21 protein-coding genes and 1 tRNA gene are annotated in these 26,507 nt (G+C 61.3%); 6 read left to right on the forward strand and 16 right to left on the reverse strand.

Annotated features, from left to right (window positions below):
* Positions 1–4 precede the first annotated feature (4 nt).
* From accD to V2I08_RS02775, 5 genes are all read right to left on the reverse strand, one after another.
* The gene (gene accD / locus V2I08_RS02755; protein WP_349633811.1) at positions 5–856 is read right to left on the reverse strand and encodes an acetyl-CoA carboxylase, carboxyltransferase subunit beta; all 852 of its coding nucleotides are present in this window, start codon (positions 854–856) and stop codon (positions 5–7) included.
* The gene (gene trpA / locus V2I08_RS02760) at positions 853–1,671 is read right to left on the reverse strand and encodes a tryptophan synthase subunit alpha (protein WP_349633812.1); all 819 of its coding nucleotides are present in this window, start codon (positions 1,669–1,671) and stop codon (positions 853–855) included. The genes accD and trpA overlap by 4 nt, the downstream gene beginning before the upstream one ends.
* Before the next feature lie 2 nt (positions 1,672–1,673).
* Complete coding sequence (gene trpB, locus V2I08_RS02765) at positions 1,674–2,915, reverse strand: tryptophan synthase subunit beta (RefSeq protein WP_349633813.1); 1,242 nt, start codon at positions 2,913–2,915, stop codon at positions 1,674–1,676.
* A 98-nt stretch (positions 2,916–3,013) separates the two neighbouring features.
* Positions 3,014–3,658 (reverse strand): phosphoribosylanthranilate isomerase, encoded by a 645-nt coding sequence (locus tag V2I08_RS02770; protein ID WP_349633814.1) that lies wholly within the window; start codon positions 3,656–3,658, stop codon positions 3,014–3,016.
* A 31-nt stretch (positions 3,659–3,689) separates the two neighbouring features.
* Positions 3,690–4,568, reverse strand: a complete 879-nt coding sequence (locus V2I08_RS02775) for a lauroyl acyltransferase (RefSeq protein ID WP_349633815.1) — start codon at positions 4,566–4,568, stop codon at positions 3,690–3,692.
* 53 nt (positions 4,569–4,621) lie between these two features.
* Here V2I08_RS02775 and V2I08_RS02780 point away from each other — a divergent pair, with 53 nt between their 5' ends.
* Positions 4,622–5,731: a glycosyltransferase gene (locus tag V2I08_RS02780; protein WP_349633816.1), complete on the forward strand. Its 1,110-nt coding sequence runs from the start codon at positions 4,622–4,624 to the stop codon at positions 5,729–5,731.
* Here V2I08_RS02780 and V2I08_RS02785 read toward each other — a convergent pair.
* Together V2I08_RS02785 and gyrA are read right to left on the reverse strand one after the other, a co-directional pair.
* A complete protein-coding gene (locus tag V2I08_RS02785) occupies positions 5,728–6,075 on the reverse strand; it encodes a DUF952 domain-containing protein (protein WP_349633817.1) in 348 nt (115 codons plus the stop codon). The two genes, V2I08_RS02780 and V2I08_RS02785, sit on opposite strands and share 4 nt — an antisense overlap.
* Positions 6,072–8,741 (reverse strand): DNA gyrase subunit A, encoded by a 2,670-nt coding sequence (gyrA, locus tag V2I08_RS02790; RefSeq protein ID WP_349633818.1) that lies wholly within the window; start codon positions 8,739–8,741, stop codon positions 6,072–6,074. Before gyrA ends, V2I08_RS02785 begins: the two co-directional genes overlap by 4 nt.
* Before the next feature lie 283 nt (positions 8,742–9,024).
* Here gyrA and V2I08_RS02795 point away from each other — a divergent pair, with 283 nt between their 5' ends.
* Both V2I08_RS02795 and V2I08_RS02800 read left to right on the forward strand, forming a co-directional pair.
* Complete coding sequence (locus V2I08_RS02795) at positions 9,025–10,299, forward strand: hypothetical protein (protein ID WP_349633819.1); 1,275 nt, start codon at positions 9,025–9,027, stop codon at positions 10,297–10,299.
* Between the two features lie 108 nt (positions 10,300–10,407).
* A complete protein-coding gene (locus tag V2I08_RS02800) occupies positions 10,408–11,652 on the forward strand; it encodes a hypothetical protein (protein ID WP_349633820.1) in 1,245 nt (414 codons plus the stop codon).
* Positions 11,653–11,667: 15 nt separating this feature from the next.
* Here V2I08_RS02800 and V2I08_RS02805 read toward each other — a convergent pair whose 3' ends face one another.
* On the reverse strand, positions 11,668–12,141 hold the full coding sequence (locus V2I08_RS02805) for an Lrp/AsnC family transcriptional regulator (protein ID WP_310222032.1): 474 nt from the start codon (positions 12,139–12,141) through the stop codon (positions 11,668–11,670).
* Between the two features lie 180 nt (positions 12,142–12,321).
* On the opposite strand from V2I08_RS02805, the gene V2I08_RS02810 reads away from it, so the two are divergent.
* From V2I08_RS02810 to V2I08_RS02820, 3 genes are all read left to right on the forward strand, one after another.
* The gene (locus V2I08_RS02810; RefSeq protein WP_349633821.1) at positions 12,322–14,040 is read left to right on the forward strand and encodes a HAMP domain-containing sensor histidine kinase; all 1,719 of its coding nucleotides are present in this window, start codon (positions 12,322–12,324) and stop codon (positions 14,038–14,040) included.
* A gap of 51 nt (positions 14,041–14,091) precedes the next feature.
* Positions 14,092–15,129: a polysaccharide deacetylase family protein gene (locus tag V2I08_RS02815; protein WP_349633822.1), complete on the forward strand. Its 1,038-nt coding sequence runs from the start codon at positions 14,092–14,094 to the stop codon at positions 15,127–15,129.
* Positions 15,130–15,160: 31 nt separating this feature from the next.
* Positions 15,161–15,236: transfer RNA gene (locus tag V2I08_RS02820), tRNA-Ile, on the forward strand.
* 61 nt (positions 15,237–15,297) lie between these two features.
* On the opposite strand, the gene V2I08_RS02825 is transcribed toward V2I08_RS02820, so the two are convergent.
* The 8 genes from V2I08_RS02825 to V2I08_RS02860 form a co-directional block, all read right to left on the reverse strand.
* The gene (locus V2I08_RS02825; protein WP_349633823.1) at positions 15,298–17,580 is read right to left on the reverse strand and encodes a hypothetical protein; all 2,283 of its coding nucleotides are present in this window, start codon (positions 17,578–17,580) and stop codon (positions 15,298–15,300) included.
* Between the two features lie 6 nt (positions 17,581–17,586).
* Positions 17,587–18,492 carry a hypothetical protein gene (locus V2I08_RS02830; protein ID WP_349633824.1) on the reverse strand — a complete coding sequence of 302 codons (906 nt, stop codon included), beginning with the start codon at positions 18,490–18,492 and terminating at the stop codon, positions 17,587–17,589.
* A gap of 158 nt (positions 18,493–18,650) precedes the next feature.
* Positions 18,651–19,778, reverse strand: a complete 1,128-nt coding sequence (locus V2I08_RS02835; RefSeq protein ID WP_349633825.1) for an alkaline phosphatase — start codon at positions 19,776–19,778, stop codon at positions 18,651–18,653.
* 41 nt (positions 19,779–19,819) lie between these two features.
* Positions 19,820–22,702 carry a TonB-dependent receptor gene (locus tag V2I08_RS02840; RefSeq protein ID WP_349633826.1) on the reverse strand — a complete coding sequence of 961 codons (2,883 nt, stop codon included), beginning with the start codon at positions 22,700–22,702 and terminating at the stop codon, positions 19,820–19,822.
* Positions 22,703–22,793: 91 nt separating this feature from the next.
* Positions 22,794–23,705 (reverse strand): DUF4880 domain-containing protein, encoded by a 912-nt coding sequence (locus tag V2I08_RS02845; protein ID WP_349633827.1) that lies wholly within the window; start codon positions 23,703–23,705, stop codon positions 22,794–22,796.
* Positions 23,706–23,713: 8 nt separating this feature from the next.
* A complete protein-coding gene (locus V2I08_RS02850) occupies positions 23,714–24,223 on the reverse strand; it encodes a sigma-70 family RNA polymerase sigma factor (protein WP_349633828.1) in 510 nt (169 codons plus the stop codon).
* An 86-nt stretch (positions 24,224–24,309) separates the two neighbouring features.
* Positions 24,310–25,578: an aminotransferase class V-fold PLP-dependent enzyme gene (locus V2I08_RS02855; RefSeq protein ID WP_349633829.1), complete on the reverse strand. Its 1,269-nt coding sequence runs from the start codon at positions 25,576–25,578 to the stop codon at positions 24,310–24,312.
* A 516-nt stretch (positions 25,579–26,094) separates the two neighbouring features.
* Positions 26,095–26,385, reverse strand: coding sequence for an integration host factor subunit beta (locus V2I08_RS02860; RefSeq protein WP_037480067.1), 291 nt, complete (start codon positions 26,383–26,385; stop codon positions 26,095–26,097).
* Positions 26,386–26,507: the final 122 nt, after the last annotated feature.

Genomic DNA, 26,507 nt, shown 5'->3' on the forward strand with positions numbered 1-26,507 from the left:
TGGTTCAGGCGGCGATGCGCGGCGTAAGATAGCCGATCACGCGCGCCAGCGTATCGCGCAATGCGTGGCGATGGACCACCATGTCGATCATGCCATGGTCGAGTAGATATTCGGCGCGCTGGAAGCCTTCGGGCAGCTTCTCGCGGATCGTGCTTTCGATCACGCGCTGGCCCGCAAAGCCGATCAGGGCATTGGGTTCGGCGATCTGCACGTCGCCCAGCATCGCATAGCTGGCCGTCACGCCGCCGGTGGTCGGATCGGTCAGCACGACGATATAGGGCAGGCCCGCCGCGTGCAGCTTCTGGATCGCCACGGTGGAGCGGGGCATTTGCATCAGCGACAAGATGCCTTCCTGCATCCGCGCGCCGCCGGCGGCGGTGAAGATGACATAGGGGCAATTATGGGCGATCGCGTCATTGACGCCCTGGATGAAGGCCGCGCCCACGCCCATGCCCATGGAGCCGCCCATGAACGCGAAATTCTGCACGCCCAGCACCAGCGGCACATCGTCGATCGCGCCGCGCGCGTTGATCAGCGCATCCTGATCGCCGGTCGCGGCGCGTGCCGCCCGGATACGATCGGGATAGCGTTTGGTGTCGCGGAATTTCAGCGGGTCTTCCTGCACCTGTGGCGTTGGCAGCAGGATGAAACCGGCGTCGAGGATCTGCTCGAACCGCTCCGCCGGGCCGATGCGGCCATGATGGTCGCACCGCGGGCAGACCGAGAGATTATCCTCCCATTCCTTGATGAACAGCATCTCCGAACAGGATGGGCATTTATGCCATAATGTCTCGGCAGTCTGTTCCTTCCGGGCGATGAAGGGGATGGCCTTGCGGACGCGGTTGATCCAGCTCATGCGGCAGTCTCTTGGATTTTGGGGGTGAGCGCGCCGGACAGGGCAGCGACGAATTGCTGAACGAAGGGGGCAGCGGCATCGCCATGGCTGCCGACGATATCGACGATGGCCGAGCCGACCACCACGCCGTCGGCAACGCGCCCGATGGCGGCGGCCTGTTCCGGGGTGCGGACGCCGAAGCCGACCGCAACCGGCAGGTCAGTAGCGGCTTTTAGGCGGCCGACGGCCATGTCGATATTGGCCTGGGCCGCCTGCTGCTTGCCGGTGATCCCGGCGACGGAGACATAATAAAGGAAACCGCTTGCGCCTTGGAGCACCGCAGGCAGGCGCGCGGTGTCGGTCGTTGGGGTCGCGAGGCGGATCAGGTGAACGCCCGCGCTACGCAGCGCCGGGCCGATCTCGGCATCTTCCTCCGGCGGCGCATCGACGCAGATGACGCCATCGACGCCAGCGGCCTTGCACTGATCAGCGAACCAGTCGGAACCGCGCACCAGCATCGGATTGGCATAGCCCATCAGCACCAGCGGCGTGTCCGGGTGACGCGCGCGAAACTCGGCGGCGAGCGCGAAGATATGCTTCGTCTTAGTGCCCGACCCCAGACTTCGCAGATTGGCCAGTTCGATCGCGGGGCCATCGGCCATCGGATCGGTGAAGGGCATGCCCAGTTCGATGATGTCCGCGCCGCCCGCGACCAGCGCGTCGAGGATGGCAGGGGTCGCCGCGACATCGGGATCACCGGCTGTCACGAAAGTGATCAGCGCGGCGCGTCCTTGCGCCTTGCAGGTGGCGAAGCGGGTAGAGAGGCGGTCAGTCATGCTCACATTTCCACTCCCAACGCTTCGGCGACGGTGAAGATGTCCTTGTCGCCCCGGCCGGACAGGTTGATGACGATGATCTTGTCCGCATCCATGGTCGGCGCAACCTGTTCGGCGGCGGCGATGGCATGGGCGGATTCGAGCGCGGGGATGATGCCTTCCAGGGCGGAGAGCTTCTGGAAGCTGGCCAGCGCTTCATCGTCGGTCACGGGCATATATTTGACCCGGCCGATCTCATGCAACCAGCTATGTTCCGGGCCGATGCCGGGATAGTCGAGCCCCGCCGAAATGCTGTGCGCCTCGGTGATCTGGCCGTCCTCGTCCTGCAGCAAATAGGTGCGGTTGCCGTGCAGGATGCCTGACGCCCCCCCGGCCAGCGACGCCGCGTGCTTGCCCGTCAGACCTTCGCCTGCCGCTTCCACGCCGATCATCGCGACGTCGGGATCGTCCAGAAAAGGGTGGAACATGCCGATGGCGTTGGAGCCACCGCCGACCGGCGCGATCAGCATATCGGGCAGGCGACCTTCCGCTTCCATGATCTGGGCACGGGTTTCCTTGCCGATGATCGACTGAAAATCGCGCACCATTTCAGGATAGGGGTGCGGTCCTGCCGCCGTGCCGATGATGTAGAATGTGTCATGCACATTCGACACCCAATGGCGCAGCGCGTCGTTCATCGAATCCTTGAGCGTCGCCGACCCGGAGGTGACGGGAATGACCTCGGCCCCCAGCAGCTTCATGCGGAAGACGTTGGGGCGCTGGCGCTCCACATCCTTGGCGCCCATGAAGATCTTGCATTCCATGCCGAACAGCGCGGCGACGGTTGCGGTGGCGACGCCATGCTGGCCAGCGCCGGTTTCCGCGATGACCTTCTTCTTGCCCATGCGGCGGGCGAGCAGTGCCTGGCCGATGCAATTGTTGATCTTGTGCGCGCCGGTGTGGTTCAATTCCTCGCGCTTCAGATAGATTTTGGCGCCCTTGCCCGTGGGCGCATTGGCGCGCAGCGCTTCGGTCAGGCGGCTGGCATAATAAAGCGGGTTGGGACGGCCGACATAATGTTTGAGGAGATGGTCATATTCCTCCTCGAACGCCGGATCTTCCTTCGCCGCCTTATAGACTTTTTCGAGGTCGAGGATCAGCGGCATCAGCGTTTCGGCGACATAGCGGCCACCAAAGGCACCGAAATGGCCATTGGCGTCGGGCTGCGATCGCAGGCTGTTGGGCAAGGTTATCGTGTCGGTCATGATATCAATCTTTCAGGCATGAAGGGCGGTTCGCTTCGATCAGGGGAGAAGCGATCAGCGCCATCGTATCCCGATGCGCTCGACAGGAGCGATGAGCGTCAACATGCGGATACCGCTTTGCAGAAGGCCATGATCTTGTCCACACTCTTGATGCCGGGCGCGCTTTCCACGCCGGAAGATACGTCGATCAGCGGGGCGTCGGTGATGCGGACGGCCTCGGCCGCATTGTCGGCCGACAAGCCGCCTGACAGGCCCCAGGGCATTAGGATCGAAAGGCCACGCAACAAAGTCCAGTCGAAGCGCATTCCCATGCCACCGGGCAAGGCCGCGCCATCGGGCGTCTTGGCATCGAACAGCAACAGATCGACTGCGCCGACATAAGCGGTCGCGGCATCTATATCGGCGCGGGTCTTGACCGATATCGCTTTCCAGACCGGTAGGCCGAAGCGCTGGCGGATGGCAGCAGCGCGTTGCGGGCTTTCCTTGCCATGGAGTTGCAGCGCCGTGAGCGCGCTGCCTGCGGTCAGTTCGGCCAGCAGATCGTCGGCGGGATCGACCACGACGCCGACCTTTTCCATATGCGCAGGCGCGATAGCGGCCAGCGCGGTTATCTGGGCCGCGTCGATATGGCGCGGGCTTTTGGCGAAGTGGACAAAACCGATATGGCTCGCCCCCGCACGCACGGCTGCGCCCACGGTGTTGGGCGTGGAAAGGCCGCAGATTTTGATCGCGAGTCGGGACATGCAGGGGCTTTAGCGGGCAAGTACGCCCAAGTCACATGGCCGGTGGGGCAGTGGGCGCATGGCCCGGCTGCGTCAGGTCCATATCATGCAGCGCCAGCCATTCGTCGGCATGGGTAATGCAGGCCCGTCCCAGAAAGGCGTCGGCCGCCGCGATGATCTCGTCGTCGCTCATCGTCTGCGGGTCGAGCGGCGGGTGCCAATGCAGCCGGAAATGGGGTCCGTTCGTCCGCGCCAGATAGAAGGGCAGGAAGCGGGCATTGACCTTGCGCCCCAGCCGCAGCGCCACGGACAGATTGCCTGAAGGCGGAAGTGTGCGACCCAATTTGGGAAACCAGACCTGAAAATCGCGCCGTTCATCGAGCAGGATATAGAGGCTGGCGCGCGGATGGCTGGTCAGATGCTTCAATATGCGCCGCGCCGCGCCATCGCCGGTGATCGTTTCGCCCATATAGCTTTGCCGCGCCTTTTGCAGTTGCGCGGCCGTCCGTTCATCGCGCGGCGGCGCATAGACGCCGAGGCCTGGTCGATCGGTCAGCGCCTTGCCATGCGCGCCCAGCAAATCCCAATTACCCATGTGCACGGACAAAGCGAGCAAGGGGCGCGGCCCGTCCAGCACCGCCTGATAGCTTGCGCGATCGACGACCTCGACATGCGCGTCGTTCACGAGCCTGTCGACATTGGCGAGTTCGGCCAGCGTCCGCCCGATGTTGCGCCAGCGGCGTGTGAGTATCGCTTCCCGCGTCGCCTCGTCCAGATCAGGGCGGAGCAGCGCCAGATTGGCGCGGGCACGGGCGTCGCGCAGTTTCATGCGGGGGCGGGCGACATGGACAGACAGCCATCCACCAAGCCAGGAGGCCGACCGGGCGGGCAGCACCCGCATCAGCGCGAAAAGAAAGGGGTTGGAGAGCATAAGCCTGCCGTCATACAGGAGGCGGCGAGACGGTAAAGAGGTGCGCGGCGGTCATGATCTGGGTCTGGATTGTCCTTCAGGGACTGACGCTGCTGGGTGTCGTCAATTATTGGCGGAATCTGCCGGTCGAGCGGCGGGAGGAAGCGCCCGATGGGGTGGTCGTGATCCTGAGCGTGCGCGACGATTGGGACGGCGGTGCGGCGCTGATGGCGCGGCTGGCGGCGCAAAGCGCACAATTTCGCTTGTTGATAACGACATCAGGCGCATGTCCAGCAGCGGAGGCGCTGGCCGGGGACAAGGTGCAGATCGTGCATGCAGGGGTGGCGACGGATGAGGGGCAGAAGGTACACAAGCTGCGCGCAGCGTTGCGGGCCTTGCGTCCCGATGACCAGTGGCTGGTCTTCATCGACGCGGATATCGAACCGCCAGCGCGGCTGGTCGGCCGGCTGCTATTTCCGCTGGTGCGGGACAAGGCGGATATCGTGACGGGCTATAGGCTGTTGCTGCCAAGGGGTGGATTGATGGCGGCGATGGTCGGCGCGGTCGAGATGCAATTGGCGACGCTGCCGCGCGCTGCCAATGCGACCATGCCCTGGGGTGGAGCGATGGCTCTGCCGCGCGCGGTGGCGAAGCAACTGGACCTGGATGCGGTGCTGGCCGCTCGGTTGTCCGACGATATGACTATCGGCCTGGCAGGCTGGCGCGCAAAGCTGCGGCTCCGGCCAGTGCGCGATCTGCTGGTCGCCAGCCCGCTGGACGGACCTGCTCGCAATCTCATCGGTTTCGGCGTCCGGCAATATCGGCATATTGCGACCAACAATCTGGGCATGTGGGCGTTGGCGACGGTGGGGGTGTCGGTGCAGGCTGGCGCGTGGCTCTGGGCGTTGGGCTGGGGTGGCTGGAGCGCCATTGCGATCGGTTATGGCGCGGCCTGGGGCAGGGCAGCGGTGCGGCGGCAGATCATTGATGCGGTGCTGGAGCCGGACCAGGCGAAACACGCGACGCGCTCGCTCTGGTGGGATTGTACCGCGCCCTTTGCTGTGACCTGGGCGCATCTGATCGTTCAGGTGGCGGCAGCAACCTCCAATCATATCCGCTGGGGCGGTTGGGACTATTGGATGCAGCGCGGGAAGGTGGGGCGGATGGCGCGGGTCGCGCCTTAAAAACCTGCGGGAAAGGAATGGGTGCCATCGTCGCCGATGCGTAGCACCACTTTGCCCGCAACGGCCGTGATCGGCAGGTCGGCATAGAGATGCGGGAAGAGCGCACCGCCGCGCGACTCCTCCCAACGGATCGCCTCGCCAAAGGGCGCGAGGTCGACCATCACCATGACCAATCTATCCTGTCCGGCGAAATGCTTCGCCACGGTTTCCGCCGCCTGATCGCGGGTGGACAGGTGGATATACCCATCCGCCAAGTCGACCGGCGCACCCTTGAACACGCCGTCGGCCTTGAACTGCGCATATTGCTCGGCGGTCAATATCTTATAGGCGAAGAGGTCGCTCACGCTTCTTCGGCCTCAGGTGCCTCGTCGCTTTCTTCAATCTTGGCGGCGCTGACGACATGCTCGTCCTTGGCGACATCGAACAGGCGCACGCCCGCCGAATTGCGGCCGATGACGCGCAGGCTGTCCAGCCCCATGCGGATCAACTTGGCCTGATCGGTGACGAGCATCAGTTGATCGCCCTGGGTTGCGGCGAAGCTGGCGACCACTGGCCCGTTACGACCGATATTGTCGATATTGGTGATGCCCTGACCCCCGCGCCCGGTGCGACGATAGTCATAGGCGGACGACAATTTGCCATAGCCGTTGGCGCAGACGGTCAGGATGAATTGCTCGCTTTCCTTCATATGCGCGAACATTTCTTGATCGGCCATTTCGCCTTCCTTCTCCGGCTTCCAGGGAGCAAAGCGCAGATACTCCTCGCGCTGCTCCTGATTGGCACCGGATCGGTGAAGGATGGAAAGGGAGATAACCTCGTCGTCGCCCTTTAAGGTCATGCCACGCACCCCGGTCGAGGTCCGGCTTTGAAACTCGCGCACATCGGTCGAAGCGAAGCGGATTGCCTTGCCTTGCCGCGTAGCAAGGAGGACATCATCCTCTTCAGACAGAAGCGCCACGCCGATCAGCCGATCGTCGCTGCCTTCATCGAAGCGCATGGCGAGCTTGCCGTTGCTTGGCACATTGGCGAAGGCATCCATGCTGTTGCGACGCACCGTGCCGTTCGCCGTCGCGAACATGACGTGCAAATCCTTCCAGCTTTCCTCATCCTCTGGCAGCGGTAGGACGGTCTGGATGGTTTCACCGGCCGCCAGCGGCAACAGGTTGACCATCGGACGCCCGCGCGTTGCCGGACCACCTTCGGGCAGGCGCCAGACCTTCATGCGATAGACCTTGCCCGCGGTCGAGAAGAAGAGGACCGGCGTATGCGTCGACGTCACGAACAGTTCGGTGACGGCGTCCTCATCCTTGGTCGCCATGCCCGACCGTCCCTTGCCGCCGCGCGCCTGCGCCCGGAAACTTTCGAGCGGGGTGCGCTTGATATAGCCTTGCACCGTGACGGTGACGACCATCTCCTCGCGCTCGATCAGATCTTCGTCATCGATGCCGTCGGCCGCCGCCGTGATTTCGGACAAGCGCGGCGTTGCGAATTCACGTTCGATCGCTTCCAGTTCTTCGCGCATCACGGCGTAGAGCTTCACCCGGTCGCCCAGGATGGCGAGATATTCGGCGATGGCTTCGGCCAGACCAGCCAGTTCCTTGCCGATTTCGTCGCGACCCAAGGCCGTCAGGCGATGGAGCCGCAGGTCGAGAATGGCGCGGACCTGCACTTCGGACAGCTTGTAGATTTCGCCCGAAATCTCGGTGTCGATGGCTTCGACCAGCCGGATATAATGGGCGATCTCGCTGATCGGCCATTCGCGGGCGAGCAGTTTTTCGCGTGCTTCGGCCGGGCTGGACGAACCGCGGATGATCTTGACCATCTCATCAAGATTGGTGACCGCAACGACCAGGCCGAGCAAGATATGCGCCCGCTCACGCGCCTTGTTCAATTCGAACTTGGTGCGGCGGGTGATGACCTCTTCGCGGAACTTGATGAAGGCGTCGATGATCTCGCGCAGGCCCAGCAATTCGGGGCGACCGCCGCGAATGGCGAGCATGTTGGCGGGGAAGCTCGACTGGGCAGGCGTGTTGCGCCACAACTGGTTGAGGACGACTTCGGGCGTCGCGTCGCGCTTCAAGTCCATGACGATCCGCACGCCTTCGCGGCTGGATTCGTCGCGGATGTCGCTGATGCCTTCGATCCGCTTTTCCTTGGCGGCCTCGGCGATCTTTTCAACGAGGCCGTTCTTGCCGACCTGATAGGGGATGGCGGTCAGGACGATCGATTGGCGATCGCCGCGCCCTTCCTCGATTACATAGCGCGAGCGCATCATGATCGAGCCGCGGCCGGTATGATAGGCCGACTTCGCGCCCGACTGGCCCAGGATCAGCGGGGCGGTCGGGAAATCGGGACCGGGGACGATGGCGATCAGTTCGTCCGTCGTGATGCCGGGATTGTCGATATAGGCAAGGCAGGCGCGCAGCACTTCGCCGAGGTTATGCGGCGGGATGTTGGTCGCCATGCCGACAGCGATGCCGCCCGCGCCATTGACGAGCAGATTGGGGAAGCGCGCGGGCAGAACCTGCGGCTCATGTTCCGACGCATCATAGTTGGGCGTGAAATCGACCGTATCCTTGTCGAGATCTTCGAGCAGCGCACCGGCCACCTTGGCCAAGCGCGCTTCGGTGTAGCGCATGGCGGCTGGCGGATCGGGGTCCATCGATCCGAAATTGCCCTGACCGTCGATCAGCGGCACGCGCATCGACCAGTCCTGCGTCATCCGCGCCAAGGCGTCGTAGATCGAACTGTCGCCATGCGGGTGATATTTACCCATCACCTCGCCGACGAGGCGGGCGGACTTGCGATAGGGGCGGTTGTAGAGGAAGCCCGATTCCTGCGCGGAAAAGAGAATGCGGCGATGGACCGGCTTCAAACCGTCGCGTACGTCCGGCAGGGCGCGCGAAACGATGACGGACATCGCATAGTCGAGATAGCTGGTCTTCATCTCCTCGACGATGGAGACGGGGCTGATGTCCGAAGGGTCGGCGAGGACAGTCTCGTCGGTCAATGCGATTCTCTTTTTTCGATGATGTTGGCTGTGTTGCGCGATCTCTAGCCGAGCGAAACAAATCTGTCACCCCTCGCGCGCAGACACGCGCTCGCGCGGGGGATTCAGCAAGCCGAGCGGCTATCGCATCGGCATTACGGGAACGAAGCTGCGGGCATGACAGTTGCAAAATCAGCCGATATAGGCTTGTTCAATGCCCATTCACCCGCCGACCCCTAATCGGCGTTCAACCCCAAAACGCGCCTCCAGCCATCGGCCAAGGCGTGCATAGGAGATGAGGATTATGCGTTTTGTTACCCCGTTCGCGCTCGTGCTGGCCCTGGCTGTTTCGGGCGGCGCTGTTTCGGCCCCTGCCTTTGCCGCCAAGAAGGAAGAGAAGAAGGCTGGTCCCAAGCTGAACGTCACGCCCGACGTGATCAAGTCGTTGCAGGCGGCACAGAAGGCCGCCGAAGCGCAGGATTTCGCGGGTGCAAAGGCAGCGCTGGCGGAAGCCGACAGCAAGGCCGTGTCGAACGATGACAAATATCAGATCGGTGCGATCAAGCTGAACACCTCGATCGCGGCGAAGGATACCGCTTTGCAGAGCGAAGCCCTGACCCAGATGCTCGACAGCGGCCTGACACCGCCGGAGCAGGCCGCTCAGTTCAACTCCGTCGCTGCTGGCCAGGCGCTCGATGCGAAAAATTACGATCTCGCCATTCAGCGCGCGCAGGCGGCGTTGGCTGCTGGTGCGAAATCGGAGACCATCAACCCGACATTGGCCCAAGCCTATTTCGGTAAGGCTGGGACGACGAACGCCGCTGCCGAGCCTGCGCGAGGCTTTAATGTGCAGGGGCTCGCCGCGCTCAAGGCCGCAGCAGACGCGATGAAGGCTTCGGGGCAGCAAGTGCCCGCGCAATGGTATCAGATCGGTGTCGGCCGCGCCGAAGCCGCGAAGCTGCCCGAAGTCACCGAATGGGCCAAGATGGCCTATGAGGCGGAGCCGAGCGGGACCAATTTGCGGACGCTGGTGCGTCTGTTCCAGCGCGCAAACCCCAACATCACCAATCGTGAAAATCTCGATGTGCTGCGCCTGCTCTCTGCCTCCGATGGGTTGGTCGTCGCTGGCGATTATCTCGAATTTGCCGAAATGGCATCGAAGACGGGTATCTATGGCGAGGTGAAGTCGTCGATTGACCTGGGCCGTTCCAAAAATGTGCTGAACGCCAATCAGGGCGCTGATCTGTATCAGACCGCCACAGCTCGTATTTCAGGTGACAAGAGCACGTTAGGTGCGGCTGAAGCAGATGCGCGCAAGGCGGCCAATGGCAAGATCGCAGCGGCAACGGCGGACGCCTATCTGGGCTATGGCGATTATGCTAAGGCGGCCGCGATGTTCGAACTGGCTAAGGAAAAGGGTGGCGTCGATGCGGATGAAGTCAACACCCGCATGGGCATCGCCAAGCTGAAGGCCGGTGACAATGCCGCCGCCAAAGCGGCTTTTGAGGCCGTACAGGGCGGCGCGCGCAAGCAGATTGCGGGCCTGTGGCTGGCGTATCTGGGCAGCAAGGGTGCTTGAAGACAAGGCGCGCCATCCCGTAGGTGGCGCGCCTTTTAAGTTTATGGTTTTGGGTTAGGTGAGGCCGGGCATTATCCCGGCAATTGAACTGGGGAGGCCCGCAAGGCCATGCGGCGATTGATTAAGGTTACATATGGTTTGCCAATGACATTGGCAGCCGCGCTTTTGATGGCCGCGCCTGTAATGGCCAAGAAGAAACTGGTGGTAGCGGGACCACCTATCGTCATGTCGGACACGTTTAGGTCAGCACTGCAATCCGCTGACGCTGCGGTGCGCGCTCGCGATGTTGCCACGGCTGCGGCACGGATTGGTGCCTTGACCCCATCCAACGACTTTGAAACCTATGCGACGGCCAGCCTGCGTTACCAATTGGCGGTTTTGCGTGGCGACGTGCAGGCACAACGTATTGCTTTGACCGACCTGTTCAAGACCAGCGCATTGCCTGGTGCCGCTGCGCCGCGTCTGCGCTTTGTCGCTGCCTATCTGTCCTATCAGGTTGGCAATTATGACGATGCGACGGCGCAGCTCGATTATGCCAAAACATTGGGCTATGCCGGAGTCGATGCGACCATGTTGCGCGCTGACATCGCCCTTCGACGCAACAAGCCCAAGGATGCGCGGCGTTTCGTGCAGGAGGCGATTGCCCAGCAGCGGGCGTCGGGTCAGCCGGTTCCGATCGCCTGGACCGACCGGGCTCTGTCAATGGCCTATCAAGCGCGCGACTGGACCGAAGTTGGTCAATTATATCGCGATCGTCTGGGGCAGGCGGGCGACAAGGAAGATTGGCGTTCAGCGCTGACCAATTATCTGGCGGCCGGCGACGTCGAGCCTCAGTTGCAACTCGACCTTTATCGCCTGCAAGCGGCCAATGGCGCGATGGCAAGCGAACGGGACTATCAATCCTATGCGCTGCTCGCGGAAAAGGCTGGCTATTATGCGGAGGCCAAGGCGATCATCGAGGCAGGCCGTAAGGTCGGCAAGTTGACTCCGACCCAAGCGACAACGAGCAAGCTGCTGACCAGCGTGGCACCCAAGGCTACCAAGGAAATTGCCGGATTGCCCGCATTGGCAAAGAAGGCTGCGAGCGCATCGAACGGCAAAGATGCCGCATCCTTGGCCGACAGCTATTTTGCGTTGGGCCAATTCCCGCAGGCCGTCGAGCAATATCGGCTCGCCCTGACCAAGGGTGGGGTAGATGCCGGGCGGATCAATGCGCGGCTGGGCGTAGCGCTCGCGCGGTCTGGCGACCTGTCAGGCGCGCAGGCTGCGCTCAGCCAGGCAACGGGCGATTGGGCCAGCGTCGCCGGTTTCTGGTCCGTATGGGTGGAACAGCAGAGCCGCAAGTCGGCCTGATGCGCCGCTGCCGGGTCAAACCGGCAGCGGTACGCCGGGCAGGTTTTTCGATGTGCGAATGGTAAGCGAGGTTTTGACGCTCACGACATTGGGCGCGGGCGTCAGCTTCGATGTCAGAAACTGCTGGAAGCTCTGAAGATCTTTGGCCACGACCTTCAGGATGAAGTCGATCTCTCCATTCAGCATATGACATTCGCGGACTTCGGGCAGTTTGGCGATGTGATCCTGAAAAGCCATCAGGTCGGCCTCAGCCTGGCTCTTGAGGCTGACCATGGCGAAGACCGTGATGGTGTAGCCCAGCATTCCCGGATCGACCACCGCATGGTAGGATGTGATCGCTCCGGCTTCCTCCAAAGCACGGACGCGACGCAGGCATGGCGGTGCGGTCAGGCCCACTTTACGCGCCAGTTCCACATTGGTCATCCTGCCGTCCTCTTGCAGTTCTCCGAGGATCTGCAGGTCGATGTCGTCGATATTCGGGCCGGCCATTATTGTGCTTATTTCCTGTCTTGTTCGAAGCACCCATCATAATAATGTTTCAGGGCAATGCAATTGTCCCACTATGCGACGGTCCTTTTTGATCGCGCTCCGCCCGCCCTTTCCCTTGCCGCGATGAACGCCTAACGATAGGGCGAATGTGCCGCATTGCGCGGTCTATGAGGATTTTCGGTGCGTTTTAACGATCTCATGCAAACAGTGCTGGCGGCCGATGACCGTGCGGGACTGGGTGCGGTGACATCCTGGCGCCAATGTGTCGATCTGTTGGCTCAGCATGATCGTGCAGGTCGGAAGGCGATGGCCGCAACCGACCGCGACATGCTGCTTGATCGGTTGGAAGGTCTGCGGGCTTCAATTTCCGAAACACAGCGAATCGCGACCGTGGTGGAGTTGGGGCGACGGCTGCGATCTGCCAGTCTGGTGATGTTTTTCGCCAAGGATCGCCCGGCAATAGCAGCAGCCGCAGTGGCGCGCGCCCAACTGCCTGACGAGAACTGGGCTGAACTATTGCCCGATCTGACCCCCACGGCGCGCGGTGTGCTGCGGGGGCGCCGGGATGTCGGACCGCTCACGCGCAAGGCGCTTGAAACATTTGGCTCGGTCGATCTGGTGCTGACCACCGAACGGCAGGACATGGTTGGCGATACCGACATGCTGTTGACACCGGACATGGTAGCACAACCGGCAGAATCGCTAACCTCGTCGGTTGTAACGCCCTTGCGTGCCCCGCCAGCGCAGGACCAAGACCAGATTCGCAATCTGGTCGATCGGATCGCGCATTTTACGAGCACCCGTCGTCCCATAGGCATCGCATCCGAACAGGGCGATCCACCTGTAGTTGACGCCCCGCGTCAATTTGCGTTCGAAACCGACGCTGCGGGTGTCCTGCTTTGGGTTGATCAAGGGCCACGCGCGGCATTGATCGGCCTGTCATTAGGTGAAGTGGCATTGGATGGCGGCAGCGGCCCCGATGGCCATGTCGCTGGCGCTTTTGCTCGCCGCAGCGGTTTTCAGAACGGGCGTTTTACCATTGTTGGCGGACGAATGGCGGGCGAGTGGCGCTTGTCGGCAACACCATTTTTTGACCCGCGCTCCGGCCGTTTCCAGGGGTATCGCGGACAGGCGCGGCGACCCTATCTGCATGAAGTCGCGGTCCAGCCCGAACATTCGGCGATCAGCGGCCTTTCTTCGGATTCCCTGCGCCAATTGGTTCACGAGCTACGCACGCCCCTGAACGCGATTCTGGGTTTTGCCGAGATCATTGAGCAGGAATTATTCGGCGCGGCCGGTGCAGAATATCGCGACATGGCGGGCAAGATAGCGGTGGATGCGCGGCATTTGCTGGCAGCCTTCGACGATCTCGATCTCGCCGCGCGGGTATCGCGCGGGGATGGCGCGGGCGAACCGGAATTGATGGCTCCTGATCTATTGGTCAACCAGATTGCGGCCAGGTTTGAAGATCAGGCTTCCGCAGGCGCGACGGTGATAGATATAGCCGTTGCGCCTGCTCTGCCTCCGATACGCATTGATCCGGTGCAGGGCGAACGTATGGTGCAGCATCTGCTACGGACATTGATTTCGGTTGCGCCGATGGGAGAGACGGTAACGGGTGCCTGCTGGTTCCAGCCCGATGGCGGAGCAGGGCGGGTCGTGCTGGCTATCGACCGTCCATCGAGCCTGACCAGCCTGGACGAAGCGCAGTTGCTTGATCCGGGGTACAGCGCTGATGGTGACTGGGTCGATGGGCCGTTGCTTGGCCTTGGCTTTTCTCTGCGCTTGATACGCAGTCTGGCGGCGAGTTGTAACGGCAGCCTGGAAATCGAGCCGGGGCGTCTGCTGTTGGCTATCCCGGCCGCTACCATCACCACCGATGCTGTCGATCGCGCCTGACCGGCGGCGGACGAAACCCTATGGCAACCATTGGGGAGTAAAGCGAAAAGCATGATCGCTCATCCCCTCGACGGAAATCTCCTGACCCCGCCGCCGCCGCAGGATCGAATCACGCTCGCGCCCGAATTTGGCGTCCGTTTCATGCTCTTTGTTGATACCGAGGAAGAGTTTGACTGGAATGCGCCGTTTAGTCGTACCGGCCACGGGGTTACGGCATTGGCCGGTATGACGCGCGGACAGGGCTATTTTGCCGCTGCGGGCGTCAAGCCCGTCTACGTCACCGATTATCCAGTCGTGGATTGCGATGCGGCTGCGGCGATGATGGGGCAATGGGTCAGTGATGGTGCGGCTGACATTGGCGCGCATCTTCACCCTTGGGTCAATCCGCCGCATGTCGAAGAGGTGACGGCCGCCAACAGCTATGTCGGCTCCCTGCCAGAAGCGGTCGAGCAGGCTAAGCTGGAGGCGCTATGTCGCCGAATCGAACAGCGATTCGGACAACGGCCGATAGCCTACCGCGCCGGGCGCTATGGCGTCGGTCCGAACAGTGCGCGCCTGTTGGAGGCTGCCGGATTTCGGCTCGACAGCTCGGTACGCAGCCGGTTCGACTATAGCGGCCAGCATGGACCGGATTTTCGCGGAATGCCCTTGGCACCCTATTGGACGGGGCCAAACCGGACATTGGTGGAACTGCCGCTTTCAACCGCCTTTGTCGGCTTGCTGCGCGGGGCGGGGGAACGTCTGTATCGTGCCGCGCAGACGATGGGACCGTTGGCGGGCGCGATGGCGCGGGCACGGCTGCTGAGCCGGGTTCCGCTGACGCCAGAGGGGATTTCGGCGCAGGAAGCAATGGCAGCCATCGACGCCCTGATGGAAGAGGGCGTTCCAGTGCTGAATTTCAGTTTTCATTCACCCACCTTGGAACCGGGACATACACCCTATGTCCGGGATGAGACCGATCGCAGCGCCTTTTATGCGTGGTGGGATGCCGTGTTGAACCATTTGGCGCGACGGGGCGTGCGATCTGCCAGCCTTGATCATTTGCTTGCCGCAGTTCCGATGCGCGCAGAGGCTTGCCAAGCCGCCTGATGCTGCCTAATCCCCCCTCTATCAACAGGTGGGGCCTGTAGCTCAACGGTTAGAGCTGGCCGCTCATAACGGCTAGGTTGCGGGTTCGATTCCTGCCGGGCCCACCATTTCCCTGACCATCCATGTCTTATGTTCTTATACCTTGTCTGGGCTTGGGGATTTTCGTGCCTATCGCGCTCGCCGCCACGAGGTCAGTAGTCCCCTGATCTGTCGGCCCAGCCACCTGCCCCGGATCCATCCCCACATTGCGGCACCCAGGACATAAAAGAAGAAGGGCACGAAAAAGATCAGCGCGTAGAACATGAGCGCTTCTGTCCAATCCATAATCGCTTGCCCCTGGAGCGCGACATCGGGCAGTGCCAGAAAATCGAGATTTACGGGTTCAGCATCCTTCGCCTGCGTAGCGGAGGGGGCACCCGCCGCATTGTCGCCGATCCAATAGATCATCTGGCCCGCGCCAAATATGCCGGTCCCGCCAAGCAGAATGTTGAGCTGTGTATCGCGCCGTGCGGCGGCCCGGTCAGCACTGGCCTGATGACGGCGTTGAAGATCGCTGGCATGGTCTTCCAGGCTGGCGACGGCGAGCGCGAGCGCTTCTTTCTTGCGCTGTGTTCCGCGCAAACTTTCCAATTTCGCGAAAACATCGCGTTCCGTGTCGTAACGAAAAGGGTTCGCATAGCGGAAGCGTTCATATTCGCGATACTCGGCCAGCTTGACCTGATTTATCGCCATTTCTGCCTTGTCGAACAGGTCGTTGCCGTTGAGCTTTTCACTTTGTTCAAGTGCCAGTGCTTCAGCGCTCAGCGGTATGCGCTCATCCTCGTCGGCGACCAACCATTCGATGCGCTCGATCCGCGCCATGCTCTTTACTTCATGTTCGCGCGCGAGATATTCATTGTGGAGCGCCAGTACGTGTATCAGGAAAGCATAGGGACAGGTGCCGATATAGTCGTTGCCCGTTTCGAGACTACGGCTTTTGGGAACGTAGGTTATCATCGCGCGATGATTGGCGTAGCGGACGAAAAAGCGTTCATCGCACTGCTCGTCGCTGTCGGGATAGATGGGATCGATGCTGTCCAGAATTTCCGACGTGTCCTGATTCATGAAATCGACGATGTTCTGATTGAAACCGGCCAGAAACAGATAGTCGAGACAGTCGGTGCGCTGGGGTTCGAACGCCGGTATCCGAACAGGCTGTGGTATCGTCAGTCGCGCTCCCTGTTCGTCCATTGTCCGCTCGGCATCGCCGGTGCGGATCGCCGCCGCCGCTTCCTCGACGGTGCGAAATTTGCCGCCGCCAATTTTGCGTAAGGCAGGGGTGCGCCCGCGGAGCCATTCGGCATAATGCGGCTGCGCGGTCACCCAGTCCCAATAGCTTTCGTCCAACCGCACAACGCCGTCACCGGCCTCGGCAGCGTCTGTTCTTTCTTCCAGCTTCCGCTGATAGGGGAGATAGCATTGCTCCTGCACCATCAGCTTGCGTGCCGCACTTTCACCCGTCACGGGATCAAGCGGCATCAGCCGCTTGAAGAAGCGTTCATCATGCAGCAGGAACATGAAGCGCGATTTGGGTACGGTGAGTCGGGGTACTTCGATGAATGGCACTTCGTCGATGAGATAGGTGGCAAGATCGTCCGCGCGCGGATTCCCGGTTTGTGCGGCAATCCGATCAAATAGACTTTCGCCATCTTCGATGATCCGCCGCTTCACAAAGGGCCAGAAGCGCTCGCTCGTGCCGTCCGGGCTGGTTACCGTCATCTGGTCGAGCGGGGCGATCCCAAGATTTTCGTCGAACACCGACGCAGTGCGACCCGGCTGAAAAAGCGCATCAAGTTCAAATTCCTTGGGCGCGGCGAGCTTTTGCAGCAGGGACAGGAAATAAAAGGTGGCAGGATCATAGCCCGCACCGTCGCCGTCGGCATGGACTGACGCATAATGATGGCTGAACGACAGATGATAGCTGAGAGCGCCATTATTATGCGCCAGCCAGAACCGGCGAAATCGAACGACACGATCGTCACCCAGCCCTGCTGGTGCTGTTTCATACGTGACGCCCTCAGTCGTCCATTGCACGGCAGCGGGAGGCGTGAAAATCAGACGTTCATGCGCGCGGATTGCCTTTTCCGCTGCCCTGCGCCTCGCGCGATGATCCGCATCGGGAGCCGGGTCCGGCGCGTCGATAGCGGCCAGCAGATGCTCCTGCACTGCGCCCAGCACCTCACGATCGGCAATATCATTGAACAACGGATCGATCGCGTTGCGGAGAAGCAATGAGGGTAAATGCTCCGCCTGTACGGCGCTGAACTGATCGTGGCGGACCGGCAGGTTGGGCTGGCCTGCTGCAGCGGCGACGCGACCGGGATTGATATAGAGCGATAATGTCCAATAGAGTGTGCCCGGCCGAGCGGATTCATATCCTTGTGCGTCCTGCCAGTCCCCCCGAACCACCATGTTCCGCTAACTCCCCCGGTCGGCCGCCGCGGCAAGTGCACGGAAGCTCTCAAATTCATCGATTGCCCGACCGTCACGCAGCCAGTCGAGCGCTGGTTCCATCGGCAACAGGGCGACCGGCACGGACAGATGCGCGAGCGCCTTGAGCTGCGCACCAGCAATACCGTCCGGCGTATCGATTGCGCCCTTCAGCACCGAAATGCCGAAAAAGCTTTCCAGATGATCGTGCAGCAACCCCGGATCGATACTATCCCCCGGATAATCGACCGCCGCATAGATCAGGCCGTCATCGGCTTTCTGCCCTGCTGACAGGGCTGGCTGGACATAGGGGAAATCTACGATACGGGCTCCGACGCGCGACCAGATTGCGAGTCGGTCTATCTGGTCAGTGCCCGAATGCGTGGTGTCGGCGGCATATTCCTCGGCCGTCAGTCGCAAAGGATCATTTTGTTCAATGAATAGCGCGGGTGGCGGGCCATGAGGGTCCAACCGTAGCGCCATAAGGGCCAGTTGGCGGGCACCGCCCAGGATCGTGCGTAACAGGCCGCGTCCACGGGCAGCCTCTTCGACAAAGACATAGTTGAGGGCGATCGTTGCCATGGTGCGCGCTGGGTGATGACTGATCGCTGTCGCCAGAAAATTGGCACCACCAAGGAGCGTACCACCCGCATCCTCAAAGAGGGCGACCAGTTCGGAATGGGTACGGCCAAAGGCATGACGATGACTGCGATTGAGTGAAAGGCACGCTTTGAAACCCTCCAGATCCTCCCGCTCGTCAGGGAGGACGAAGGCGCGGTCATATCCAGAGAAGAAGCGCGGCAGGATAGGTGAATCCGGATCATCAGAGGCTCTGACGCCGACGCCATTAGGGAGGCTGAGCATCATCAGATGATGGTCCGTTTCAACAGTCATGCCTGATCTTTGCCATGGGGTCCCATCGGCGGCAAGGCACGGAAGATAGGACATCAGGCTTTTTCAAGCCTGTAAAAGGTAAGCGGCAATCCGACAGCAATGGCGTTTATTAATTATTGTTCCTTTCGCACTGCCTCATTGTGGCAGAGGAGCGGCGATCATTCGTCCTTCGTCCAGCCGACGGCTGCCATCATGAAATCGAACAATTTAGTGTTGGCGAAGAATCCGCGAACTTTTTCTGAGCCAGGGCCTGACGCGGTGGTGATGACTTCTTCGCCGGTATGGCCGTCTTCCACGCTGATGATAGGGTTGTTTGCGAGGGTTGCTCCGGGCTTTGCGGCTTCGGCTGCATATTGTTCGGCCAATGGTGTCGACCGCTTGCCTCCACCCATGCGCAGACCAAAGCTGTGGTCGGCGGTAAAGAGAATGAGCGTATCTTTGCCCGCCACCGCGCTGACGCGGCGGATCATATCGTCCATTTCGACGACATGCTTCAGCCCGTTCGCCAGATTATCTGTGTGCATGTCCCATTCGACCATAAGGAAATAGCCTTTGGGATTGCGCGCGAGCTGGGCGATGGTGGCTTCCACGGCCGGGATTGGTGCGAAGTCGTTGTCGCGCAGGACGGCCGCTCGCTTTGCGCCATGCACGATGGTGGGATCATCGCCGAACACATAGCCAGCTTGCGCGAAGGCCTGTTCCGCTGTCGTCTGTCGTTTGGCAAAAGAGGCGATGGCGTCTGATCGTCCCTTGCCGATCAATATATCAACGCCATCACCAAAACGGGGCGCAAGCATTTGCTTGAAAATCTCGTCCTGATTCTTGCGCGACGCAACATGGGCGTAGCAGGCAGCCGGGGTTGCGTCCCAAATCTTCATATTGGTGACGATGCCGGTAGAAAGTCCTTTTTCCTCGGCATATTCCAGAAAAGTTTTGACCGGGGTAACGGCTCCGTCCGCGCCCGAAGGCAAGACCGATATCATCGAGCCGTTGGTCTTTCGCCCGGTCATGATCGCCGTCATGCCCGCGCCGGAATCAGTAACCCAATTGTTCAGCGCTGAAGTGTCCGACAGGCCCATATTCGGCATCGAATGGATGAAAAGCGATTGGGGGCGGTCATGCGCCATGATGCCCCCAGCGCTCAGGGTCGGCACGCCGCCCGCATCCCCCAGGAACAATATGACATTGCGCGCTTCCTGCGCCTGCGCGGCGATAGCCGAACAGGCCAGCATCATGCCTGCCACGACCGATGCGAGACGGCACTTTGCGGAAGGAATGCGCATCATATTACTCCTTGAGAAATGAGGTAGAGGGCGGCGTCGCGCTATCAGAAACGCGCCCGAACACCCGCCATCAGGGTCGTGCCATAGTCGGTATAGCCTGCGAACCGATTGTCGCGGATATATTGCCATTGCACGCCACCGGCGACGTTGATCCCCTGGACGACGAATGTGACATTTGGCGTCACTTTGTAGGAAATATCGAAGTCGAGACTGCCAAAGGCCGCGTCATTATTGGCCGCCAGACCGGCACCGCCAACGTCGCGCAACACCTTGCCGCGCCAGCTATAGCTCGCGCGTGCGCCGACCGGCCCCTTTTCATAGAAGGCGGTAAGGTTGAAGCTATCGGACGCCACATCGGTCAGGTCGTCGCGGAAGGTGGTTCCGTCCGACATGGCATAGGTGCCCTTGCTCGCCGTGTGCGTATAGTTGGCTTGGAAGCCAAGGCCGTCGAAGGGTTCTGGCAGCATTTTGAACAATTGCTGATAGGCGATTTCGATACCCGCGACATAGGCATTGCCGCCATTTTCCGGGGCGGTCAGACGATAAGCCTGACCATCCAGATTGAAACTGCGCGTCTGTTGAAAGACGAAGGTGGTGATGTCCTTGTAGAAAGCCCCACCGATCAGCGCGCTGCCGGGGGCGAAATACCATTCCAGCGTGGCGTCATATTGCCAGGCTTCGAACGGACGCAATTCCGGGTTGCCGCCAACGGCGGTTAATATCGTCGGGTTGGAATTGATCGTCAGCCGCGGGGCAAGGTCAGCCAGCGAGGGGCGGGTAATGACCTTTGACGCGGCGAGATGCATTTGCAATTTCGGCGTGAACTGCGCCACCAGGTTCAACGCGGGAAGAATATTGTCATAATTGCGTTCGAACCGCACCGGCACGGCGACCGTGCCATTGTCGGCATGGCCGGACGATGTCTGGCGGGTATGGGCGTAGCGGACGCCTGCATCGCCGCGGATCGTTATGCCTGCCAAAGGAAATTCGAATTCGCCCATGCCATAGCCTGCAATGATGCGTTCATCGATGGCATAGCTGTTGCGAAGGTCGCCGCGGGTCAGCGGTGCGTTGAGCAAGGCCTCCTTACCCGTTGCGACTTCAAGAAAACGGTCGGGATTGGGCATCAGCCAACTGTTGGGCAGGGTGCCGCCGACCCCGTCCAGAAAATCGCTGACGGGGAAGGCCTCAAAAAAGCTGGCGTCGAAGCGTCGACCCGCGATGCCGCTGGTGAAATTGATATCGCGGCGATTATAGGTGCGGTCGCGCTTTTCGATCTTCGCACCGGCGCGCAGTGCGCGGACCGCACCATCGAGATCGCGTGCGATATCGAACGTTGCGGCGCGTTGCCGGTCGAGCGAGTCGTTCACCCGATATTCGATCCGGCGTCCGGGCAACGTCGTTGGCTCGTTGAGGTCGGCCGTCTGGAAACTGATATTGGGCAGGCGTTCGCCGACCTTGCCATAATTGAACGAGACATTGCCGACAGCGCCGAGCAGACGCGAGCGGTAGATGGGCGTTGGTGTGTTAGAATAGGCACGGCCCATGCTGGCATCGGCCATCAGGGTCCAGCCATTGGCGGTCCATTTGGCGTTGGCACCGATCAGCCAGTTTTCATATTCCAGACGGGACGTTTCGCGCCCGATCTGCGTTGAGGTGGCGACCGTGGCGGCGGTCAGTACGCCATTTTCGACGATTGCCGTGCCCGGCACTATGGCGCGCAGGGCAGTGGCCGAGAAGTCGGTGGAATAGGTCAGTTCGTCATAGTCAATCTTGAGCTTGCTCCACAGGCCATCGATATTGAGTTCGAACCGATCATCGGGTCGCCACTGGATCGCGCCGTTGAAACCGATGCGATTGCGATTTTCCCGCTCCAGCGTTGGACGGGTGCTGTTGGGAACGAGAATGGTATCACCATCCAATGCGCCATCGCCGTCGCTGTCGATACGGCCCTCGACCCAACCTACGCCCGTAACGCGATCCTGCCGTGTTGTGCGCTCGTCATAGACAGCCGCGACCAGCGCGCCGAAGGTGCCGGCATCATTGACCCAACTGGCCATGCCGGAAATACGCGGATCGACAGCATCGGCCAGGCGCGGTGAACTGGCGGTTGCGGACAGGGCAAGAACCGGCTTTTTCAGGTCGATCGGCCGAAAGGTCTGGAGATTGACGGTGCCGCCAATGCCGCCTTCGGCCAGGTCAGCGCGGGGGCTTTTTATCACCTCCACCGCCGACATCAGTTCGGAGGGCAGCGTGTCGAAGCGGAACTGGCGTCCGCTCTGGCCGCTATCGCGGACATTTTCGTTCACAGCGGCCGCGCGGTCGTTGAGCGTTACGACCTGAAAATTCGCGCCGAGGCCACGAATACGAACAAACACGCCTTCGCCGCGATCACGCACGATCGACACGCCGGGCACACGCTGGAGCGCTTCTGCGATATTCTGCGCCGGGAATTTGCCGATATCCTCGGCCTTTACCACATCGACGACATTGGTGGCGGCGCGCTTTTGTGCGAGTGCGCCCGATAGGCTGGCGGCATAGCCGGTAACGATGATCTCCGGTGTTTCGACGGGCGTGGTCAGGCCCATGTCCTGCGCGGTTGCCGCTGCGGCCACGATGAGCAGCGCACCATTGGGCTGTTGGCGTACGACCAATCCCTTTCCAGCGATCATGCGTTCGACGGCAGCGCGCGCGCCCATGCGACCCTGTACCGGCGTTGCCGTCAGGCCGGACACGATGGCGGGCGTGAACAATATGTCAGTGCCGGTCTGGCGGGCCAGAGCCTGAAAAGCCTGGCCGAGCGGCTGGGCCGCAATCTGTACGGACGCGGATTTTTCCTGCGCATGGGCAGGCGCGGCGCATAGTGCAGCCAGCGCGACGCCCATGGCAAGTGAAAGGCGCAGGTTGCGCGAGCGATAAATGGTCACGGAAAACATCCCCCTAGGATAGCGGCCATATCGTGCCGCATCCCCCCGACGCATCACCGGCCATCTACCTCACCCCAGGTGACGTAATTTTTTATCCGCCCAAAAGGACGGTTTCATTCACGCGCCGAACCCGGATCGAAAGCAACTGGCCCAGAGCCTGTGCCAGTGCCAGATTGTCCCCCATCCGGTACATGCCGCTGACCCGAAGATCGGCCGCACCCCGATCAGCGATCACCAGCTTCGTTGGGCTGTAACGGTTGGCTTCAGCCACAACGATGGTCAGGGGATCATCCTGGAACGCGGCACGGCCGCTTTGCCAGGCTTGCGTGGCCTCAAGGTCCGGGTGATCGACCGGCGGTGCTGCATCGTTGCGCGCGCGTAAGCGCTCACCCGTATCAAGCAGGCGGGTCTTGCCGTTGAGCGCTACCTCCGCCTGTCCCGACAGGGCGGTCAGGGCAAGCCGGTTCTCCGGGTCCCTGCGAAGGTCGAATTTACCAGGTCCGGCTGCGGCAGCCCCATCATCCAGCGCAATCGTGAATGGCACAGGGGCTGGCGTGACGACCAGAGAGACGCGCCCCTGGTCGAGCCAGAGCCGCCTTCGCGATGTAGTGGCCAATACGCGAACCCGTGTCGCCGCATCGAGGAAAAGCGATGATCCTTCCGCCAGTGCGACGCGACGCTGTTCGCCGATGCCGGTTTCATAGCGCGTTCCCGCCAGCGCCGATTGCATCGCCACGGTTCCCGCCCCGCCTACTACCAAGGTTCCGGCGCAGGCGGCCAAGATGCGCCGCCGGGATAGAAGCGGGGTGCGAGTGTCCAGCTTGACCGTGGAGCCGGGCACCATCGCCCATAGATCGGTGGCCTGTTCGAAGGCGGCGGCATTGCGGGGGCTGGCGGCGAGCCAGACACGAAAGGCCTCCTCGTCCGCGGCGCTACGGTCATCCGCGTTCAGCCTGGCAATCCACTCGGCGGCGGTCCGGTCAAGAGGGCGCTCGCCGTGCATGTCCAGAGTCACCAATCCTTCGTCCAGTCACCAAGGAAGGTCATCGCCCTGGCCATATGTTTCTCGACCGCGCTTTGACTGATATTCAGCCGTTCCGCAATCTCTCTATATTTCAGATTGTCGATACGTTGTAGCATAAAGACTTCGCGCGTCCGGGGTGGCAAGCGCTCTATGCCTTCACTCACGCGCTTGAGTCGCGCCCTGGCGATGATGGCTTCGTCCTGCATGGGGGCGTTGTCGCACAGCCTTTCCAAAGCATCATCCCCGTCAGGGCCACCGCGCACCTTCTCCCGGCGGTAGGCATCCCGACCCCGATTGACCGCCGCGCGGACCAGAAATGCCTCTTCATTGTCGGGCTTGGCGGAACGGGCCGCCATGCGCACATAGGCATCATGCAGCAGATCTTCGCTATCGCTGCGACGGGTCAGGCGTTCAACCTGCGCGAGCAGGCTTGCCCAGCCGGCCCATAACCGGCTTTCTGCCATGCGCCCGATGTCACTGATGCCCTGATCGTCCATGGGCCGAGTCGGTTATCGACACGGTCATTCATTTTAATGACTGGTCCGCGTAGATTTGGTGACAATCGACGCGGATTCTTCGCTGGCTAAAGCGTGGCGCCGATCGAGCGGAGCGCCCTTACCAACGCATCCATATCACCCGCGCTGTTGAACAAAGCCGGGGTTATACGGACGCAGGCACCACGTGCCGGTCCATCGCGCTGAACCGAAAAAATGCGATGTTCGTCGAGCAGTCGCCGGGCGATAGCGGCATTCTGGCTGGCGCTGCTGTGGCCCGTGTAACGGAAGGCGGTTATCCCACAATGCAGGCGCGGATCGGCGGGCGTCAAGATCTCCAGTCCGGCCGTGCCGCGAAGCGTTTCAGCCCACCGATCGCGCAGATAGGAGAGCCGAGCGGCGCGCGCGGGGCCGCCGATTGCGTCCTGAAAATCGAGCGCGGCGGGAACGGTCAATTGCGCTGCGAAATCGACCGTGCCGGTATGGACGCGCGCATAGGCATTGGCGGCGAAGGGCGGTTCATTGCCGATGTCAGGATCGATCAGGTCGATCTTCGTCTTGCGGATGTAGATGAGGCCGACGCCAAGCGGCGCGCCCCACCATTTGTGCAGGTTGAAGCCGATGAAATCGGCATCCAGATCGGCTAGAGAAAAGTCGATCTGGCCCCAGCTATGGGCAGCGTCGACGATCGCATCGACGCCGCGCGCCCGCGCCATCGCCACAATCTCCCGGACGGGGATGACCAATCCGGTACGATGGCTAAGATGCGTCAACAGGATCAGGCGAACGCGCGGATTGGCCTTGAGCGCCTGCTCATAAGTGTCGATCAGCCCCTGGTGCGTCGCAGGTTCGGGAAGGTCGATGCGCACGACATCCACATTCCTGCTCTGTTTGAGCGACCCGAAACAAGCCTGCATGCTGTCATAGTCCAGATCAGCATAGAGCACGGCGTCGCCCGGCTGCAGCCGGTTATAGCCTCCGATCAGGCTTTTGAGCGCTTCGGTTGCATTGCGGGTGAAGGCAATTTCCTGCGGATCGGCCCCCAATTTGGTCGCGACGCGGTTGCGTATTGCGATTAGATCCGGGGTCAGGCCACGCCGGGCATAATAGCTGGTGGCGCGATTGACCTGCCGGACTTTGGCCTCATAGGTTTCCAGCACCGGGCGGGCCATCATGCCCCAATTGCCGTTTTCGAGCTGGATGATGTCAGGCACCACATCATAATGGGCAGCGACCTTGGCCCAATGGCTTTCGTCATCGGGCCGGACGGCCGCCGCCGCTGGCAGGGCGGCATCGATCCGTCCTGCCAGCGGGGTTGCCGCCGTTGCCATCATCATCTGTCTGCGACTGATATCCATCGGGCCATGCTCCGTAGTAGCAGGCGCGGCCCTGAAGGCCCAACCGGCCGATTGTGTAACCGAGCGACGCGGTACCGTTATCCTTGGCAACCGCTATCGAATGAACATTCTATTGTTAGAAGAATGAGGCGGTGGTGCGGGCGGGGGGACTTGAACCCCCATGGGCAAAGCCCGACGGATTTTCTTACCAGCTACGGCTTTCGCCGCCGCCCGGAGGGGCGTTTGTGGTCTGGACTATCCCTTCACCATATCCCGGCAGGCCGGGGCGCAGGTGCTGCCCGTCTAGTCTCTACACCTTCCTGAAAGCGGACTTTCAGGCTTGGCTCGGGATTGCCATGTTAAAGGTTTCCCCGAATTTGAGCAGTTCTACGTCACAGATTTCCCTGTGCGCACTCAATGGTCTAAGTCCGTTGCGTCTACCGATTTCGCCACGCCCGCATTACCAATGCTGGCTATAGTCGGGAGGATCGGCAGAGCCAAGCGCGATTTGATGGTCAACGCAGGGCGACGCGATCGTCAATCCTCATGATCGGCATTCAGCCGTTCGCGCATTTCCTTGCCGGGCTTGAAATAGGGCACGCGCTTGGCGCTGACGGGCACCTGTTCGCCGGTGCGCGGGTTGCGTCCGGTTCGCGCGTCACGGGCGCGTGTGGTGAAAGCGCCAAAGCCGCGCAGTTCGACACGACCGCCCGACGCCAGTCGATCGACAATCTCCTTGAAGAAGAGATCGACGATTCGCTCGACTTCCGGGAGCGTCAGGCCCGGATTTTCGTCAGCCAGTTTCTGGATCAATTCCGAACGGATCATCGAATTTCCAGAGCCCCCTGATTTTTCCCTAGCTAATCATAGGGCTTTTACAGGGCGTTGACAATCGCGCAGGTCGGGGATTGTTTCGATACGGAAAGGATATGAAAAGCCCGCCCGGATCA

It is taken from the genome of Sphingobium sp. MK2 (genome assembly GCF_040170545.1).
In the GTDB taxonomy this organism is placed as follows: domain Bacteria; phylum Pseudomonadota; class Alphaproteobacteria; order Sphingomonadales; family Sphingomonadaceae; genus Sphingobium.